Here is a 17,464-nt window from a genome sequence, read left to right on the forward strand (position 1 = left end):
GCGCTTTGTAAAGATGCTTAGAAAAGCCCGGCTCGCGCCGGGCTTTTTTATTGGGGCGTTAGGGGTGTCGTCGAGGGACGCAGCAAGGTGCAAATCGCCGGCGCGGCGCGATCACCGGATGCTGCGGTACGGCCAACGTGGGTCGAAGAATCCGCGAATGTCCTGACGCGCTGGCTTGGGAGTGAAGAGGATCCGGAGTGCGTAAAGTGGGTCGTGAGTTGGACGGAGGGCGAGGTTGGCGTTTGAGTGACGCACCGCATCTCGACTAAGCAGCCACCATGGCGTGGGACGGCGCTTGGCTCGGTGGCCGGTTCCCCGGAAGCCTGGGTCTGCCAAAGGTGCTGTGGAGACAGGGGGCAGGCGCGCGGTGGATCCGGCATGGCAATGCTTTCATCTTGTCCGCGGCACGCATGTGGTGGCGACGCGATCACGGCGCATCGGCCGTTCGTGCCCGAGCCGGATCCATCCGCAGCAGGCGCTTTGGATGCCTCCGCCCTCCTCGAGGGGCGCTTGAGTGCTCTGTAGGTCACCGATAGCGCCGACAGCACCGCGCAGATGCTGTAGCGCTTCGTAGCAGGCGCTTCGGCAGACGCATGCATGCGTGGTCATGTCGGCGGTCATGGCTGATAATCGAGGCCTTGGTCCTAGGCAAGCGGTCACGATGAATCCATTCCGTTGGGGTTTCCGGGCACAGTTTCTGTTGGGGTTTGTTGCTTGCGCAGGACTGCTGGCCTACGCGATCTATGTGCAACTGCACCTGGGACTCGAGCCATGCCCGTTGTGTATTTTTCAGCGGATCGCATTCGCGGCGCTGGCGGTAGTGTTCCTGCTGGGTGCGCTGCATGGGCCGCGTGCTGCCGGTGGGCGCAAGGTCTATGGCGTGTTGGGTTTCATCGCAGCGGGCGTGGGCATGGGGATCGCGGCGCGGCATGTCTGGGTGCAGATCCGGCCCAAGGACATGATGTCGTCGTGCGGGCCGCCACTGAGCTTTCTGAGCGAGACGATGGGGCCGTTCGAAGTGTTTCGCACGGTGCTGACCGGTACCGGGGATTGCGGCAACATCGATTGGCGCTTCCTGGGCCTGAGCATGCCGATGTGGAGCATGGTGTGGTTCGTGGCGCTTGCATTGTGGGCGTTATATGCCGGCTTCAAGGCGCGGCGTAGTTCGGTGCATCACCACTGATGGGCCGATGGCAGGTCTCTGTCGTTTGCACAAAAAACATCGAAATTGCACAGTGAATCCCGCGCCGTTCAGCCGTGTCCGTCGCTTTGGTCGCTGCCCTCAGTGGAGATAGGTGACTGGCAGCGGTGTGCTCCGCAGCCAGGGTGCTTTGCGTAGCGATCAGGCTCTGCCACCATCGCAGGCTGTCCAGGAGTGTCACTGCCATGAATCCTTCCGCCCCTTCTCCCGTTTCCGATTCCGCCGCCTCGTCGTGGGCGCCGGGTAGCTGGCGTGGCAAACCCGCCCTGCAGCTGCCGGTGTATCCGGACCAGGATGCGCTGCAGGCCGCCATGAGCGAGTTGGGGCAGTTGCCGCCTCTGGTGACCTCGTGGGAGATCTTCGCGCTCAAGCGCCAGCTGGCAGAGGCGCAGGAAGGCAAGCGCTTCCTGCTGCAGGGCGGCGATTGTGCGGAGAATTTCAGCGATTGCGAATCGGGTACGATCTCCAATCGGCTGAAAGTGCTGCTGCAAATGAGCCTGGTGCTGGTGCATGGCCTGCGCCTGCCGGTGGTGCGGGTAGGGCGCTTTGCCGGGCAGTACGCCAAGCCGCGATCGGCCGATACCGAAACGCGCGATGGCGTGACCTTGCCCAGTTACCGCGGCGATGTGATCAATGCGCCGGCCTTCACCGAGGCCGCGCGCGTGCCCGACCCGCGCCGCATGATCACCGCGCACTCGCGGTCGGCGATGACGATGAACTTCGTGCGTGCGTTGATCGATGGCGGTTTCGCCGACCTGCACCACCCCGAATACTGGAATCTGGACTGGGTGGGTTATTCGCCGCTGGCGGCCGACTACCAGAAGATGGTGGCGTCGATCGGCGACGCGGTGCGCTTCATGGAAACCCTGTCCGGGTCCGAGGTGTACAACCTCAATCGCATCGACTTCTACACCTCGCACGAAGCGCTGTTGCTGCCCTACGAAGAGGGCCTGACCCGTCAGGTGCCGCGTCAGTGGGGCTGGTTCAACCTCAGCACGCATTACCCGTGGATCGGCATGCGCACCGCAGCGCTGGATGGCGCGCATGTGGAATATCTGTGTGGGGTGCGCAATCCGATTGCGATCAAGGTGGGGCCATCGGTGCAGCCGGATCAGCTGCTGCGCCTGATCGATGTGCTCAACCCCGAGGACGAACCCGGGCGCTTGAGCTTCATCCATCGCATGGGTGCGACCCAGATTGCCGAAAAATTGCCGCCGCTGCTGGATGCGGTCAAGCGCGATGGCCGACGCGTGTTGTGGGTCTGCGATGCGATGCACGGCAATACCGAAAGCACCGGAAACGGCTATAAAACCCGGCGTTTCGACAATATCCGCAGCGAAGTGGAGTTGTCGTTCGACCTGCATGCGGCGGCCGGCACACGGCTGGGCGGCGTGCATCTGGAACTGACCGGCGAAGACGTCACCGAATGCACCGGCGGTGCGCGCGAGCTCACCGAGCGCGATCTGGAACGCGCCTACCGCTCCAGCGTGGATCCGCGGCTGAACTACGAACAGTCGCTCGAAATCGCAATGGCGATCGTGCGCAAGCAACAGCAGGTGGCGTCGCAACCGCTGGGCGCGTGATGTCACCGTACGCATGACGTGATGCTCATGCCGCGTGCGGCATGATGCTGCAGCCATCCCTCTTTCCCCCCACAGGAGGAACGGTTTGACTGCCGATTGGAACGTCATCCGCGAATACGCAATCCCGCTAGGCGCCGCGCTGCTGGCGGGCATCGTCACCTGGTCGCTGATGCTGTGGCTGTTCCGCCGCATGCAGGGCCGCGACTACCGCCGCGCACGCATCATTCGCGTGGTCACGCTGCCGGCGGCCTTCATCCTGCCGCTGCTGTTTCTGGGGGTCGCCACTGAAGCGACGCCGCTGTCCGGCAAGGCGCTGGCAGCGGTGCAGCACCTGTTGCATGTCGGCATCGTCGGCTGCGTCACCTGGCTGCTGGTACGCGCAGTAGCAGCCGGCGAGGCGGCAATCCTGCGCAGCAATCCGATCGAGGTATCGGACAATCTCACCGCGCGGCGTATCCAGACCCAGACACGGGTGCTGAGCCGGGTGGTGATGGGCGCGGTGATCCTGCTCGGCATCTCGGTGGTGTTGCTTGGCTTCGAGCAGGTGCGCCAGATCGGCAAGACGTTGCTGGCATCGGCCGGCATCATCGGGCTGGTGGCCGGTATCGCGGCCAAGCCGGTCTTCGGCAATCTGATTGCCGGGCTGCAGATCGCCTTGACCCAGCCGATCCGTCTGGACGATGTGGTGATCGTGGAAGGCGAGTGGGGCCGCATCGAAGAGATCGGCAGCTCGTATGTGGTGGTGCGCATCTGGGACGAGCGACGCATGGTGGTGCCGCTGACCTGGTTTATCGAAAACCCGTTCCAGAACTGGACGCGGGCCAGTGCGGATCTGCTCGGTACCGCGTTCTTGTGGCTGGATTACCGCACGCCGATCGCGGCAGTGCGCGCGGAACTTGAGCGCATCTGCCAGAGCGAGCCGCTCTGGGATGGGCGCGTGTGCGTTACCCAGATCACCGACACCAGCGACAACACAATCCAGGTCCGCTTGTTGGTGAGCGCGCGCAATTCTGGCGATGCGTTCGATCTGCGCTGCCTGGTGCGCGAGCGCATGATCGACTTTCTGACCCGCGAGCACGCGTACGCGCTGCCCAGGATCCGCGCCGAAATTGCAGCGCAGGAACAGCCGGTGTCGCGTGCTGCAGCACCGATCTCGCCGGAAGGCGTCCGCTCGCCGGGTGCGGAAGACGGCGAGCCGGCGGCATCGATCTAGCGGAGCCTGCCGACGCGCCCGCCCGCGATGGTGTGCGCATGCTGTCGATGTCTGCACCGCCTCCTTGCTCGTTCAGTCGGGCGTGTTCGGTTGCGGTGTGGTCGCAGGTGTCGCCGGCGGTGCGCTCGGCGCGTAGCCGGGCGCAAATCGCGCGTGACTGCGCTGCTCATAGGCATAGGCCAGGGCGATCAGGCGCGGCTCGCTCCACGCGGTGCCCATGAACAGCAGTCCGAGCGGCAGTCCCCGGGTCTGCCCCATCGGCACGCTCAGGCTGGGATACCCGGCCACTGCGGCGGCGCCGTACCCGGCGCCGGGAAAGTTGTCGCCCTTGCCGAGCGTGGTGACCCAGGCAGGGCCGGTGGTCGGCACGATCAGCGCATCCAGGCGATCGGCCTTCAGAGCTGCGTCGATGCCTTGTTCGCCGGCGAGCCGCCGGGCGCTGGCGCGTGCGCTCAGATAGCCAGGATCCTCCAGGCCCGGCGCAGCCTGCGCCTGCTCGAACAATTCCTGGCCGAAGTAGGGCATTTCGCGCTGCGCATTGGCGCGATTGAAGGCAATCAGCGCATCGAGGTCTTTGACCGGTGCGGCGTGGCTGCGCAGATAGGCATTCAAGCCGGCCTTGAATTCGACCAGTAAGACCATCTGCTCAGCAGCATCCCACTTGCCATCCGTGACCAGGGCAGTCTCAACCACCGTGGCACCGGCCGCGCGCAAGATCTGCACGGCGCGATCCAATGCTGCGGCAATCGCCGGATCTTCGCGTAGTGGATTGCGCAGCAGGCCCAGGCGCGCGCCGCGCAGGCCATCGGGGTTGAGCTGGGCGAGATAGTTCGGTGTGGACGACGGCGCACTGCGTCCCGCCGGGTCCTGTGGATCGGGCGCGGCGATGGCCTGCAGCAGCGCGGCCGCGTCGGCGACGCTGCGCGTCATCGGGCCGGCGGTGTCCTGGCTGGCCGAGATCGGAATGATGCCGTCGCGGCTGACCAGCCCGACGGTGGGCTTGAGCCCGACCAGGCCATTGACCGCAGCCGGGCAGGTGATGCTGCCATCGGTTTCGGTGCCGATGCCCACCGTGGCCAGGCTGGCGGCAATCGCCGCGCCGGTGCCGGCGCTGGAGCCGCAGGGGTTGCGATCCAGTGCGTACGGATTGCGGGTCAACCCGCCGCGGCCGCTCCAGCCGGAGCTGGACTGGGTGGAGCGGAAGTTGGCCCATTCGCTCAGGTTGGTCTTGCCCAGGATCACTGCGCCGGCCGCGCGCAGCCGCTGCACAAGGAAGGCGTCGCGGGCAGGGCGAAACCCGGCCAGCGCCAATGAGCCGGCACTGTTGACCATGGGCACGGCGTCGATGTTGTCCTTGAGCAGCACCGGGATGCCGTGCAGCGGTCCGCGGATGCGGCCGGCGGCGCGTTCCGCGTCCAGGGTGCGCGCATCGGCTTCGGCTTGCGCATTGCGCTCGATCACGGCATTGAGCGTGGGGCCGGCGCGGTCGATGGTGTCGATCCGTTGCAGATAGGCGCGCGTCAGGTCCAGGCTGGTGGTGTCGCCGCGGGCCATGCGGGCTTGCAGGCCGGCGATATCGGCATGGATCAGGTCGAGCGGTTTGGTTGCCGGCGCGGTGCCGGTTGCCGGGCGCTGCGGGTGGTCCGCATGCGCGCAGCCGCATAGCGCCAGCAGCAGCGCAAAGCACAAGGAGGTGGAGCGCATTGGCGGTTTTCCGCTGGGGGACTTGCCGCAGGCTAACGTCGCTGCGTCGGAGTAACAACGTGCCGGGGTGCCCGTGGACGGGCGGCAGGGTCAGCGACGTCGGCGCTTGACCAGATCGCGTGCCAGCACGCCGACCACGATCAGGTTGATCGCCAGCACGGCCCAGGCGGTCCAGCCAGGATGGCGGACGATGGCGTAGATATCGAAGGGTAGATAGATGGCCGCCGACAGGCAGCCCAGTAGCGAGGCCCAGGCCTTGGCACGCCACAACCCCCAGGCTTCCACCACATGCAGCAGGCCATAGGCCAGCATGGCAGCGGCCGCCAGATGCACCGCATCGGGGCTGATGGTCTTGAGCAACGACGGCAGTGCGCCGTGGTCCGGATCCAGATTGAAGCGGCGGATCAGCGTGCTGACCGCGTTCTGCAGCGGGAGCGGGCCCAGAATTTCCAGGCCCGTCGCCGCCAACAGCGCAAGCCCGCCCTTGACCGCCTCCAGCAAGGCGATCGCGTGGAGACCCGGATGCGCACGCGGATCCGGGCTATAGGGCGTCTTGCTCACGACTGGACGTCAGTGCTTAGCCGGAACGGCCAGCGCGCTTGCGGTCGCTTTCGGTCAGGAACTTCTTGCGCAGGCGGATTTCCTTCGGGGTGACTTCCACCAGCTCGTCGTCCTCGATGAAGTCCAGGGCCTGTTCCAGCGTGTACTTGATCGCCGGGGTCAGCTTGATCGCGTCGTCCTTGCCCGAAGCGCGCATGTTGGTCAGCGGCTTGGTCTTGATCGCGTTGACGGTCAGGTCGTTATCCTTGGAGTGGATGCCGATCAGCTGGCCTTCGTACACGTTGTCGCCTTCGGCAGCGAACAGGCGGCCACGCTCTTCCAGCGGCCCCAGCGCATAGGCCGGAGTTGCGCCCGGTGCGTTGGCGATCATCACGCCGTTCTGGCGCTTGGCGATGGCGCCCTGTTCCTTCGGGCCGTAATGGTCGAACACGTGGAACAGCAGGCCCGAGCCCTGGGTCAGGGTGCGGAACTCGTTCTGGAAGCCGATCAGGCCACGCGCCGGGATCATGTAATCCAGGCGCACGCGGCCCTTGCCGTCCGGCTCCATGTTCTTCAGCTGGCCCTTGCGGGTGCCCAGCTTTTCCATCACGCCGCCCTGGTGCTGTTCTTCGATATCCACCACCAGCTGTTCGATCGGCTCCATCTGCTTGCCGTCGATTTCCTTGATGATGACTTCCGGACGCGACACGGCCAGCTCGTAGCCTTCGCGACGCATGTTCTCGATCAGCACCGACAAGTGCAGTTCGCCACGGCCGGAGACCAGGAACTTGTCGGCGTCCGAGCCTTCTTCGACCTTCAGTGCCACGTTGTGCACCTTCTCGCGGTCCAGACGGTCGCGCAGCTGGCGGCTGGTCAGGAACTTGCCACCGGACAGGTCCTTGTTGCCGGCGAACGGCGAGTTGTTGACCTGGAAGGTCATCGAGATGGTCGGCTCGTCCACAGTCAGCGCCGGCAGCGCTTCCGGGTGCTCAAGCGCACACACGGTGTCGGAAATGGTCAGCTCGGCCACGCCGGAGATGGCGACGATGTCGCCGGCCTCGGCGGTGTCCTGCTCGATGCGTTCCAGGCCCAGGAAGCCCAGCACCTGCAGCACCTTGCCCTGACGCTTCTTGCCTTCGCGGTCGATCACGCTGACCGGCATGTTCTTCTTCAGCACGCCGCGCTGGATGCGGCCGATGCCGATCACGCCGACGAAGTTGTTGTAGTCCAGCTGGCTGATGCGCATCTGGAACGGGCCGTCCGGATCCACGTCCGGTGCCGACACATGCTGCATGATCGCTTCGTACAGCGGGGTCATGTCGCCGTCGCGCACGTCCGAATCCAGGCTGGCGTAGCCGTTCAGTGCGGAGGTGTAGACGATCGGGAAGTCCAGCTGCTCGTCGGTAGCGCCGAGCTTGTCGAACAGGTCGAACACCTGGTCGATCACCCAGTCCGGGCGTGCGCCGGGACGGTCGATCTTGTTGACCACCACGATCGGCTTGAAGCCCATCGCGAACGCCTTCTGGGTCACGAAGCGGGTCTGCGGCATCGGGCCGTCCATCGCGTCGACCAGGATCAGCACCGAGTCCACCATCGACAGCACGCGCTCGACTTCGCCACCGAAGTCGGCGTGTCCCGGGGTGTCGACGATGTTGATGCGGTTGCCGTTCCAGGTAATGGCCGTGTTCTTGGCCAGGATCGTGATACCACGTTCCTTTTCCTGATCGTTGCTGTCCATCACACGCTCAGCCAAGACGGTGCGTTCGGACAGGGTGCCGGACTGCTTCAGCAGGCAGTCGACGAGGGTGGTCTTGCCATGGTCGACGTGCGCGACGATGGCGATATTGCGGAGTTTTTCAATGGACATGCGGAAAGGGCCCCTGTCTGGCGCCAGTCTTGAGATGAGGTAAGCCCGACATTATAGCGGTTTCGTTGCGTTGCCGTTGCGGATTGACCGACGTCGGTTCAGATCGCCCATTCAGCCAGCGTGACGGCGCTCAGGATCCGGGCCCGGCCACGTCGTTGGACCATGGTCGTAACTGCGCGGTCGTCCACGCGCCCGGGTGTATCCTAATGGGCTGTTGATCACCCCAGAACCTGCAAGGATTTCCATGTCCCTGATCGCCACTTTCGACACCTCCCGCGGCCCGATCGTTGTTGAGCTGTATCCGGAGAAGGCGCCGCTGACCGTCGCCAACTTCGTGAATCTGGCCAAGCGCGGCTTCTACAACGGCCTGAGCTTCCACCGCGTCATCGCCGACTTCATGATCCAGGGCGGTTGCCCGGAAGGTTCCGGCCGCGGCGGCCCGGGCTACCGTTTCGAAGACGAGACCAATAACGGCGTCGGCCACGAGCGCGGCGTGCTGTCCATGGCCAATGCCGGCCCGAACACCAATGGCAGCCAGTTCTTCATCACCCACACCGCCACCCCGTGGCTGGACGGCAAGCACACCGTGTTCGGCAAGGTCACCCAGGGTCTGGACGTGGTGGACAGCGTTGCCCAGGGCGACACCATCAACACGCTCACCATCGAAGGCGACACCGACGCCGTGCTGGCCGCCAAGGCCGACCGCGTTGCGGAGTGGAACAAGATCCTCGCCGCCTGATCGCAGCCCCCCGTCGAACGGCCGCCTTGCGCGGCCGTTTGCTTGTCAACGCGCGCCGCCAGGCCTTGCGGCCCCCGCCAGCGCGCGACCCCCACCAACGCTTTTTAGCAGAGGAAACACCCCATGAAAGCACCTGTTCGTGTTGCTGTGACCGGCGCTGCCGGCCAGATCGGCTATGCCCTGCTGTTCCGCATCGCCTCCGGAGAAATGCTGGGCAAGGACCAGCCGGTCATTCTGCAGTTGCTTGAACTGCCGATCGAGAAAGCCCAGGCCGCCCTCAAGGGCGTGATGATGGAACTGGAAGACTGCGCATTCCCGCTGCTGGCCGGCATGGTCGGTACCGACGACGCCGAAGTGGCCTTCAAGGACGTCGATGTCGCCCTGCTGGTCGGTTCGCGTCCGCGCGGCCCGGGCATGGAGCGCAAGGATCTGCTGCTGGCAAATGCGGAGATCTTCACCGCGCAGGGCGCGGCCCTGAACAAGGTCGCCAAGCGCGACGTGAAGGTGCTGGTGGTCGGCAACCCGGCCAACACCAATGCCTATATCGCCATGAAGTCGGCGCCGGACCTGGACCCCAAGAATTTCACCGCGATGCTGCGCCTGGACCACAACCGTGCGCTGAGCCAGCTCTCGGTCAAGCTCGGCAAGCCGGTGGCCGGCATCGAGAAGCTGGCGGTGTGGGGCAACCACAGCCCGACCATGTACCCGGATTACCGTTTCGCCACCTCCGATGGTGCTTCGGTAGGCGATGCGATCAACGACCAGGAATGGAACGCGTCTACCTTCATCCCGACCGTGGGCAAGCGCGGCGCGGCGATCATCGAGGCGCGCGGTCTGTCCTCGGCCGCATCGGCTGCCAATGCCGCCATCGATCACGTGCGTGACTGGGTGCTGGGCAGCAACGGCAAGTGGGTCACCATGGGCGTGCCGTCGGACGGTTCCTACGGCATTCCGGAAGGGGTGATGTTCGGCTTCCCGGTCACCACCGAAAACGGCAAGTACACCATCGTCAAGGATCTGCCGATCGACGACTTCAGCCAGAAGTACATCGACAAGACCCTGGCCGAGCTGGAAGAAGAGCGCAGCGGCGTGTCGCATCTGCTGGGTTGATTCGCAGCGCATTGCTACAAGAACGCCGGGCGCTGCCCGGCGTTTTTTTGTGTCTACGTGCGGGCGCTGGACCTGCATGCGGAGCTCGATATGTTGCGATCGTTTGCGGGCAATGCGTGGCGACGACCCCGCAGGCGCTGCGAGGGGCGGCCTTGCCGTGTGACGTTACGCCAGCTGTCAGGCCGCAGTGCCGATTACGACAGGCCTTCGGCCTTCAGGGCGGCCTGCACATCGGCATCGGCATGCATGCGCTTGAATAACGCATCCAGTGCGGTCAGGCCGGTGAGGTCGACGCCGGCTTTGTTGGCCCACCGCAAGGTCACGAACAGATAGGCATCTGCGCCGGTATGGCTGTCGCCGGCCAACCACTGCCGGCCCTGCAGATGCGTATCGACGCGTGTGTAGAGAGCGCGCAACTTGCTGCGTGCATCGTCGTGACTGCGCGCGATCAATGCCTGATCCTGCAGATACGCCGTGCTGCCGAAGATCGGCTTGAAGGTCGGATGTACATCGGCATTGGAAAAGGCGATCCAGCGATTGATTTCGGCGCGGCTGCGCGCGCTGCCATCACCGCCCAGGCCGGTGAGCGGTGCAACATCGGCGATGTAATTCAGGATGGCCGCGTTCTGGGTCAGGGCCCAATCATCGACCATCAGCAACGGCACTGCACCAGCGGGATTGAGCTGCAGATATTCGGGCGACTTCATGGTTGCTGCATCGACCACGACCAGGTCGAACGGAAGCCCGGACCAGCGCAATACAATGTGGTCTGCAAGTGAACAGGCCCCGGGCTTGGTGTAGAGCTTCATGTGCATCCAATGGTGAAGAGGGGATGCAAGCTTAGCCGGGTTGTGCGGCAAGCTGTGCCGCCTGCCCATCGGCGGTGGCCTGGGCGCTGCCGCCCATCGGCATCGTCACGCGTAGCGATCTGCAGGCTGCACGCACCGGGCGCCGGCTGCATCGGGGGGCATGCTGCGCAGTCGCGCATCGACTGGCGTGTGCGAAAACCTGTCGCTGTTGGCCGGCCGCGTCATCGCAACGGTTCGGACACGTTGCAACGCGCTATCGGCGCACGCTGTCGCTACGACGCAGTCCGCGGGCGCAGCTTCTGCACGCGGTAGAAGGTGTGATCGCCGATGGTGGCAACCTGATACGCATTCCGCCAACTCGGGCTGGCAATCGCGCTGGCAGCAAAGTGGCTCGCGCCAGGCACGATCTCCTTGCGCTGGCCCACCGGCAACGCCCAGTTGCGTTCGGCGGCGAGGGCAACACCCAATGCCTTGTTCCAGGCGTCGTCGTTCTTCAACTGCGTGCCTGGCGCGACGATCGTCGGTGCAAACTGCTTGCGTGCAGTGACCACCTCACACATCGAGTCGCCCCACAAACCGCTGTCCAGTCGACGCAACGCAACTTCCGCAACAGCCTGTTGGCCGCGCAAGGTCTGGTCGCGCGCTTCCAGATAAACGGTCGTACTCAAGCACAGTGAATCTGCAGCTGGCTGCGGCATCAATTGCGCCAGCCAGAATATCCAAATCATCTTCATACAACTCCTTGCTCCGTATGGGCCGGTCCGCAGAGCATCCAAGGTGGATGCACCAATACGAAAGGCTTGGCGTCATGGGGAGGCGACCTGTCACGGGCCGCCCGGTCTTCGGTGAAAGAGGGATCTACCGAAGGTGCCCACCAAGCGAGGTGGGTCAAAAAGTTGGCGCAAGGTAGGCGGCGATCACATAATCTTGGCTGAATGGGCGGGGTTGACGCGGCGCGACTTCGGCGGTGTCTGCGTTATGCCCAAGGCACAGCACGCAAAGCAGCTGTAACGCGCGTCGCATTCGCCCAGGCGACAGCGGCGCGTGCAGTGCCTGGTTCCGATATCGCGTGCACTGTGCAGCAAGACGTTTGGCTGATTCTGCGTTCACGCCGGCTGCACGTTTCTTCTGGGCTACGAAAAGACACGCGGCGAACCTGCGCATCATCGAGTCGACAATGATGGTCCGTCGCACGCGATTGCATACGTGGGCACTGCGCATCTGTCGGCATCGTCGAGCAAGCCGTTGACGATGCGCAGCATGAACTGGCATGCGATGTCGGACGTTGCGTTATCGCATCGCTGTCGCACGATTCTGATGGCCGGGTTGTCGCACTCATGGGTGCTCAACCGCGTTGCGCGATGCGCTCACGCTTCGCTCGCGAGGCGTATATTCGAGATCGCCAAGCTAGGTGGCTGTCATGATGCTCATCGCGACGGTCGTGCGCATCGCGAGTGGATGCCGGAGCCCAATCTACGATCATACGCACGCCGGCAACCGCAGCTTCAAAGCAAGCAAGTCGTCGGGTGACGATGCATATCGAATATGCGCGTGGCTTCGGCAGCGAAAACGGAAGGATTTATTTCGAGCGTCGGCTATGTTGGTCACTACAAGTGACGCCTGAGGGCGACTAAAAAACTGCCCAGCCACCAGGCTTGCGCGGCCATTGCCCGCAGTCGGCGTTTTCCGTTCGTAGACTCCTGTTCCCGTGCGCCGTCCACGCTCATCTGGCCACTGTTCGCTACGTTTTATCAGCCGCTAAATGGCTCGGTGCAGATTCAACAAACTATCTTCGCGCCGGTGTGGTCAAGGATCGGCTTTGGGTGCATCCGGATACAGGCAGTCAAGTGTGTAATGGTCTCGATTGTGGTGTCGCTTCTGCGGGCAGTCGTCGCTCAAGTCGCGATACACGGTTGTTCCAGGCCAGCAGCAGACAGGCCGCGCCGCAGGCGACAGGCCCGATTGCCATCGACCATGCCAGTTGCGCTTGAGCTGCGCCGTGGTCGTTGTACAGTTGCAACAGCAGGCCGACCACCGTGCTGCCTAGCGCAAGCGCAACCTGTGCCACCGCTGTCAGCACGGCAGAGCGGCGAGCTTGTTGGGTGGGGCCGTACTGCATGCAAAGTTCGGCATGGCGCGCCCAGACCCATTGTCCGGCGCTGCCCGCGGCCATGCCCACGCAAAGTGCCAGCGCCGCATCCAGGCGGGTGCTGCGGGTTGGCTGCAGCGCAAACAGCAGCCCACAGCCTGCCAGCGCGGCGCCGCTGTATCCCAGGCGCTGGAACGCGCCGGTGTGCAGACGCGCTGCCAGCGGTTGTACGACCACCGAGCCAATGGCGTAGCTGATCAGCAGCGCGCTGCCCCAACGTTGCGAAATAATCAGTGTCTGCGCCAGATACGGCGCCAGTTTGGTAAACGTAGGCAAGGTCAGCGACAGCAGCGCGATCACCATCAGCGGCAACAGTGGATGGTGACGCAAGGATGTGAACGATCGATCGGTTGGTACGCTGTTGACGTGCTGCGTCTGCGGTTGCAGCGTCAGACGCAGCCACCACGACGCGGTCACTGCAATGCAGCTCGCAATGCAAACCACCGTCATCGCCATTGCAGTACCCGCATGCGGCCTGGAGAGCAGCAGCCCGATCGCTGCACTTATCGATAATGCAGCCAGACCGCTGCCGATCAAGCGCAGTGCGCTTACGCCTTGCGCTCCGCGCCAAGGCCAACGGCAGAGCCCAAGTAACGTGTTCTGCGCGACATCGCCGATGGCGTAGGCCGCACGAAACGGCAGGCTGAGCAACAGCACGCAGGGCAGGCGTGCAGGCGGCGGCAACAGCGGCACCAGAAACAGCAGTGACATCGCCGCCGCCGCCAGCGCCATGCCTCGCCATTGCGTGCGCCCCGCCCATGCCAGGCTGATGCCCGCTTGCCAGCGGCGCGCAGCCAGTAGCCCCATTGCGGCACTGACCAGCAGCCCGGCGGCGACCGACACGCCGGCAGCTGTTGCACTCAGTCCCACGTATTCGGTCAGGGCGAAGATCAGCAGCAGCTCGCCGGTGTACCAGAGCAGACTCTTGCCGAAATGCGCAGCCGTGTACGCCAGCAACGTTTCCATTGACAGGGTAGGGATCAGGCGCGTTTTCGAAGCAGGCGGCATCCGCCGCTTATAGCGCAGCGCCAAGACACTACGAAGAACCGCGCACGCGTCGAACGCGGGATGGCGCTAGTACGGACGAGAGCGGCGACCATGATGGCGCAGCTTCCAAGCCCCTCCCAAGCGGAGAAGGGCTTGCACCTGGGTGGACATCTCTCCCGGACGGCGCGGCACCGCCTCAGCGGGTGCGCGCACCGATCACAGTAGCGCAGCGAGTCGGCTGGCCTGGTTGATCGCGCGTTTGGCGTCCAGCTCGGCGGCCACGTCCGCGCCGCCGATCAGGTGCGGTTGCTGGCCGTTGGCCTGCAGCGCGGCCAGCAGCTCGCGTCGCGGTTCCTGACCGGCGCAGATCACCACGGTGCCGACGTCGAGCAATTGCTCGTTGCCCTCCACGCGAATACGCAGTCCGGCGTCGTCCACGCCCAGATATTCCACGCCGCCGAGCATCTTGACGCCCTTGGCCTTGAGCGTTGCGCGGTGTATCCAGCCGGTGGTCTTGCCCAGGCGGGCACCTGGCCGCCCGGGGCTGCGCTGCAGCAGCCAGACCTGACGGGCAGGGCGCTCGGGTTGCGGCTTGGCCAGCGCGCCGCGCGCTTCGAAGGTCGGGTCCACGCCCCATTCGGCCATCCAGCGCTGCGGATCCAGCGCCGACGACTCCCCGGCGTGCACCAGATATTCGCCGACATCGAAACCGATGCCACCTGCGCCGATGATCGCCACCTTGGGAGCAGCCACATGCCGGCCCAGCACCACGTCCAGGTAGCTCACCACCATCGGATGATCGGCGCCGGGAAAGTCGACCTTGCGCGGCTCGATGCCGGTCGCCAGCACGACCTCGTCGAAGTCCTTCAGGTCTGCTGCCTGCACATGCGCGTTCAAACGCAGCTGGACGCCGGTGGCTTCGATCCGGTGACGGAAATAGCGCAGCGTTTCGTTGAATTCTTCCTTGCCCGGGATGCGCCGGGCCACATTGAACTGCCCGCCTATCTCGCTGCCCGCATCGAACAAGGTGACGTGATGCCCGCGTTCGGCCGCCACCGTCGCGCAGGCCAGGCCCGCAGGTCCGGCGCCGACCACGGCAATGCGCCTGGGCGTTGCGGTAGGTGTATAGATCAGCTCGGTTTCGTGTACGGCGCGCGGGTTGACCAGGCAGGTGGCGAGCTTGTTTTCGAACACGTGATCCAGGCAGGCCTGGTTGCAGGCGATACACGTATTGATGGTGTGCGACTGCCCGGCGCGGGCCTTGTTGGTCCACTGCGGGTCGGCCAGCAGCGGGCGCGCCAGCGACACCATGTCTGCTGCGCCGTCGGACAGGATGCGTTCTGCCACTTCCGGCATGTTGATGCGGTTGCTCGCCACCACCGGAATGCGCAGATGCGGTTTGAGCTTGGCGGTGACTCCGGCGAATGCGGCGCGTGGCACCGAGGTGGCGATGGTCGGCACGCGCGCTTCATGCCAGCCGATGCCGGAGTTGATGATGGTCGCGCCGGCGGCTTCGATGGCCTGCGCCTGCGCCAGGATCTCCTGCCACTGGTTGCCTTCTTCGACCAGGTCCACCAGCGACAGCCGGTAGATGATGATGAAGTCGGGCCCGCAGGCTTCACGGATGCGGCGCACGATTTCCACCGCAAACCGCATGCGCTTGGTCGCGTCGCCACCCCAGGCATCGTTGCGCTTATTGGTACGCGCGGCGGTGAACTCGTTGATCAGGTAGCCTTCCGAGCCCATCACCTCGACACCGTCGTAGCCGGCCTCGCGCGCCAGCCGCGCGGCGCGCGCGTACGCGGCGATCTGCCGGTCCACCGCCGCTGCCGACAATGCGCGCGGAGTGAACGGATTGATCGGCGCCTGCAGCCTGGACGGCGCCACCGACAACGGGTGGTAGGCATAGCGCCCGGCGTGCAGCAGCTGCATGCAGATCTTGGCGCCGTGCGCGTGCACCGCGCGGGTGACCTGGCGGTGCGGGCGGACTTCCCAGGGCCAGGACAGTTTGCCGCCGAACGGCTTGAGCCAACCCACCACGTTCGGCGAAAAGCCGCCGGTGACGATCAGGCCGACACCGCCTGCGGCCCGTTCGGCGAAATAGGCGGCCAACCTGGGGAAATCGCGCGCCCGATCTTCCAGCCCGGTGTGCATCGAGCCCATCAGGACGCGGTTGCGCAATTGGGTGAAACCCAGATCGAGTGGCGTGAACAGGTGCGGGAAGGACGAGGCGGACGGGCCGGTGGCGGGCGACATGATATGGATACGCTGGCGTACGGAGTGCGCACGATGCAGGCAAACGGGCGTGGCGGCAAGTCCCAAGCTGCCGCTTTGGCGCTGCCGGCCGCGATGCAGACCTTGCCTGGCTGACTTCACCGCATCGGTTATGCGCGGGCCCGCCATGGGCTGCGGCTGACCATGTAGCGGGCATGCCTGGCCATCGCCGCGCAGCCCGATGGCGGGCGTAGTCCAGGTCTGTCTGCAGTGTTGCCGCGCAAACAGGCGGCGCTACCCGCTGTGGCTACCACCCGGCCAACACCAGCTTGCCGATGGTGCTGCCGCTCTCCAGCCGCCGATGCGCTTCACGCAGGTTGTCGGCGTTGATCGGCGACAGCGTTTCGGTGTGTGTCGTGCGCAGCTCGCCGGCGTCGATCAGGCTCGCGGCACGGTTGAGGATGCGATGCTGTTCCACCATGTCGTCGGTGGCGTAGCGCGACCGCGCGAACATCAGCTCCCAATGGATGCCGATGCACTTTGACTTGTACGGGTCGCCAATCATCAGCGGGCCGCGTGGCTCGACGATCAGGCCGACATGCCCCTGCGGCGCCAGGATCTCGCCCAACTGCTGCCAGTAGCGGTCGGTGTCGGCCAGATTCAGCGCCGCATCCACCTGTTGCAGGCCCAGTGCCTGCAACTGCGCGTGCAGCGGTTGGTGGTGGTCGACGACGTGCTGCGCACCCATCTGCCGCACCCATTCGCCGCTCTCCGGGCGGGAGGCCGTGGCGATGACGGTGAAGCCGGCATGTCGCGCCAGCTGGATCGCAATCGATCCCACCCCGCCGGCACCGCCGATGATCACTAGATAGCGGCCGCGGTTGCGTGCGCCATCGAATGCGAACGGCATGCGCTGAAACAGCAGCTCCCACGCGGTGAGCGTGGTCAATGGCAAGGCAGCCGCCTGCGCAAAGCTCAGCGAAGTGGGCTTGCAGCCGGCGATGCGCGCATCCACCAGCTGATACTGCGCGTTGCTCCCCGGCCGGCCGATATCCCCGGCGTAGTACACCGCGTCGCCCACGGCAAACGCAGTGACGTCCGGGCCTACCGCCTCGATCACGCCCGCAGCGTCGTATCCCAGGATTTTTGGCTCGGTCAGTGGCTGCGGCTTGGGCGCACGCACCTTGGTATCGACCGGATTGACCGAGATCGCTTCCACACGTACCAATAAGTCATACCCCGAAGGTGCTGCGGGGGCGGGGACGTCGATGTCAAGCAGCGATGCTGGATCATCGATCGGCAGATAACGGGTGAGGGCGACGGCTTTCATCGGGACGCTCCTGGTGGG

General features: G+C 64.9%; 13 protein-coding genes and 1 other RNA gene. 6 read left to right on the plus strand and 8 right to left on the minus strand.

What is annotated here, in order from left to right; all coding sequences use genetic code 11:
* The first annotated feature begins 661 nt into the window (after positions 1–661).
* The 3 genes from FHY18_RS06270 to FHY18_RS06280 all read left to right on the plus strand — a co-directional run bounded on the left by FHY18_RS06270 (position 662) and on the right by FHY18_RS06280 (position 3,997).
* Positions 662–1,183, plus strand: a complete 522-nt coding sequence (locus FHY18_RS06270) for a disulfide bond formation protein B (protein ID WP_259152805.1) — start codon at positions 662–664, stop codon at positions 1,181–1,183.
* Between the two features lie 203 nt (positions 1,184–1,386).
* On the plus strand, positions 1,387–2,784 hold the full coding sequence (locus FHY18_RS06275) for a 3-deoxy-7-phosphoheptulonate synthase class II (protein WP_259152806.1): 1,398 nt from the start codon (positions 1,387–1,389) through the stop codon (positions 2,782–2,784).
* Positions 2,785–2,869: 85 nt separating this feature from the next.
* Entirely contained in the window at positions 2,870–3,997 is a 1,128-nt protein-coding gene (locus tag FHY18_RS06280; RefSeq protein ID WP_259152808.1) for a mechanosensitive ion channel family protein, read from the plus strand.
* Positions 3,998–4,069: 72 nt separating this feature from the next.
* Here FHY18_RS06280 and FHY18_RS06285 read toward each other — a convergent pair whose 3' ends face one another.
* From FHY18_RS06285 to typA, 3 genes are all read right to left on the minus strand, one after another.
* Positions 4,070–5,686 carry an amidase gene (locus FHY18_RS06285; RefSeq protein WP_259153934.1) on the minus strand — a complete coding sequence of 539 codons (1,617 nt, stop codon included), beginning with the start codon at positions 5,684–5,686 and terminating at the stop codon, positions 4,070–4,072.
* A gap of 105 nt (positions 5,687–5,791) precedes the next feature.
* Positions 5,792–6,262, minus strand: coding sequence for a DUF2127 domain-containing protein (locus FHY18_RS06290; protein WP_259152810.1), 471 nt, complete (start codon positions 6,260–6,262; stop codon positions 5,792–5,794).
* A gap of 16 nt (positions 6,263–6,278) precedes the next feature.
* Positions 6,279–8,108 (minus strand): translational GTPase TypA, encoded by a 1,830-nt coding sequence (gene typA / locus FHY18_RS06295; protein ID WP_259152811.1) that lies wholly within the window; start codon positions 8,106–8,108, stop codon positions 6,279–6,281.
* A 244-nt stretch (positions 8,109–8,352) separates the two neighbouring features.
* Here typA and FHY18_RS06300 point away from each other — a divergent pair, with 244 nt between their 5' ends.
* Complete coding sequence (locus tag FHY18_RS06300; RefSeq protein WP_039413197.1) at positions 8,353–8,847, plus strand: peptidylprolyl isomerase; 495 nt, start codon at positions 8,353–8,355, stop codon at positions 8,845–8,847.
* Positions 8,848–8,970: 123 nt separating this feature from the next.
* A complete protein-coding gene (locus FHY18_RS06305) occupies positions 8,971–9,957 on the plus strand; it encodes a malate dehydrogenase (RefSeq protein WP_259152815.1) in 987 nt (328 codons plus the stop codon).
* A gap of 194 nt (positions 9,958–10,151) precedes the next feature.
* Here FHY18_RS06305 and FHY18_RS06310 read toward each other — a convergent pair whose 3' ends face one another.
* Positions 10,152–10,766: a glutathione S-transferase N-terminal domain-containing protein gene (locus FHY18_RS06310; RefSeq protein ID WP_259152817.1), complete on the minus strand. Its 615-nt coding sequence runs from the start codon at positions 10,764–10,766 to the stop codon at positions 10,152–10,154.
* Positions 10,767–11,038: 272 nt separating this feature from the next.
* Entirely contained in the window at positions 11,039–11,500 is a 462-nt protein-coding gene (locus FHY18_RS06315) for a cell wall hydrolase (RefSeq protein ID WP_055846073.1), read from the minus strand.
* 947 nt (positions 11,501–12,447) lie between these two features.
* Here FHY18_RS06315 and FHY18_RS06320 point away from each other — a divergent pair.
* A non-coding RNA gene (locus FHY18_RS06320) (sX9 sRNA) lies at positions 12,448–12,523 on the plus strand.
* 86 nt (positions 12,524–12,609) lie between these two features.
* On the opposite strand, the gene FHY18_RS06325 is transcribed toward FHY18_RS06320, so the two are convergent.
* The 3 genes from FHY18_RS06325 to FHY18_RS06335 form a co-directional block, all read right to left on the minus strand.
* On the minus strand, positions 12,610–13,881 hold the full coding sequence (locus FHY18_RS06325) for an MFS transporter (RefSeq protein ID WP_259152820.1): 1,272 nt from the start codon (positions 13,879–13,881) through the stop codon (positions 12,610–12,612).
* 237 nt (positions 13,882–14,118) lie between these two features.
* Entirely contained in the window at positions 14,119–16,158 is a 2,040-nt protein-coding gene (locus FHY18_RS06330) for an NADPH-dependent 2,4-dienoyl-CoA reductase (RefSeq protein WP_259152822.1), read from the minus strand.
* Between the two features lie 265 nt (positions 16,159–16,423).
* Positions 16,424–17,446, minus strand: coding sequence for a zinc-binding alcohol dehydrogenase family protein (locus tag FHY18_RS06335; protein WP_259152823.1), 1,023 nt, complete (start codon positions 17,444–17,446; stop codon positions 16,424–16,426).
* Positions 17,447–17,464 lie beyond the last annotated feature (18 nt).

The sequence above is a fragment of the Xanthomonas sp. 3793 genome (assembly GCF_024806835.1).
Lineage (GTDB): Bacteria > Pseudomonadota > Gammaproteobacteria > Xanthomonadales > Xanthomonadaceae > Xanthomonas > Xanthomonas arboricola_F.

Coding starts and splice junctions, on each gene's coding strand:
- FHY18_RS06300 (WP_039413197.1), top strand. CDS start 8,353: ATGTCCCTGATCGCCACTTTCGACACCTCCCGCGGCCCGATCGTTGTT.
- FHY18_RS06325 (WP_259152820.1), bottom strand. CDS start 13,881: ATGGAAACGTTGCTGGCGTACACGGCTGCGCATTTCGGCAAGAGTCTG.
- FHY18_RS06335 (WP_259152823.1), bottom strand. CDS start 17,446: ATGAAAGCCGTCGCCCTCACCCGTTATCTGCCGATCGATGATCCAGCA.
- FHY18_RS06270 (WP_259152805.1), top strand. CDS start 662: ATGAATCCATTCCGTTGGGGTTTCCGGGCACAGTTTCTGTTGGGGTTT.
- FHY18_RS06275 (WP_259152806.1), top strand. CDS start 1,387: ATGAATCCTTCCGCCCCTTCTCCCGTTTCCGATTCCGCCGCCTCGTCG.
- typA (WP_259152811.1), bottom strand. CDS start 8,108: ATGTCCATTGAAAAACTCCGCAATATCGCCATCGTCGCGCACGTCGAC.
- FHY18_RS06305 (WP_259152815.1), top strand. CDS start 8,971: ATGAAAGCACCTGTTCGTGTTGCTGTGACCGGCGCTGCCGGCCAGATC.
- FHY18_RS06330 (WP_259152822.1), bottom strand. CDS start 16,158: ATGTCGCCCGCCACCGGCCCGTCCGCCTCGTCCTTCCCGCACCTGTTC.
- FHY18_RS06315 (WP_055846073.1), bottom strand. CDS start 11,500: ATGAAGATGATTTGGATATTCTGGCTGGCGCAATTGATGCCGCAGCCA.
- FHY18_RS06310 (WP_259152817.1), bottom strand. CDS start 10,766: ATGAAGCTCTACACCAAGCCCGGGGCCTGTTCACTTGCAGACCACATT.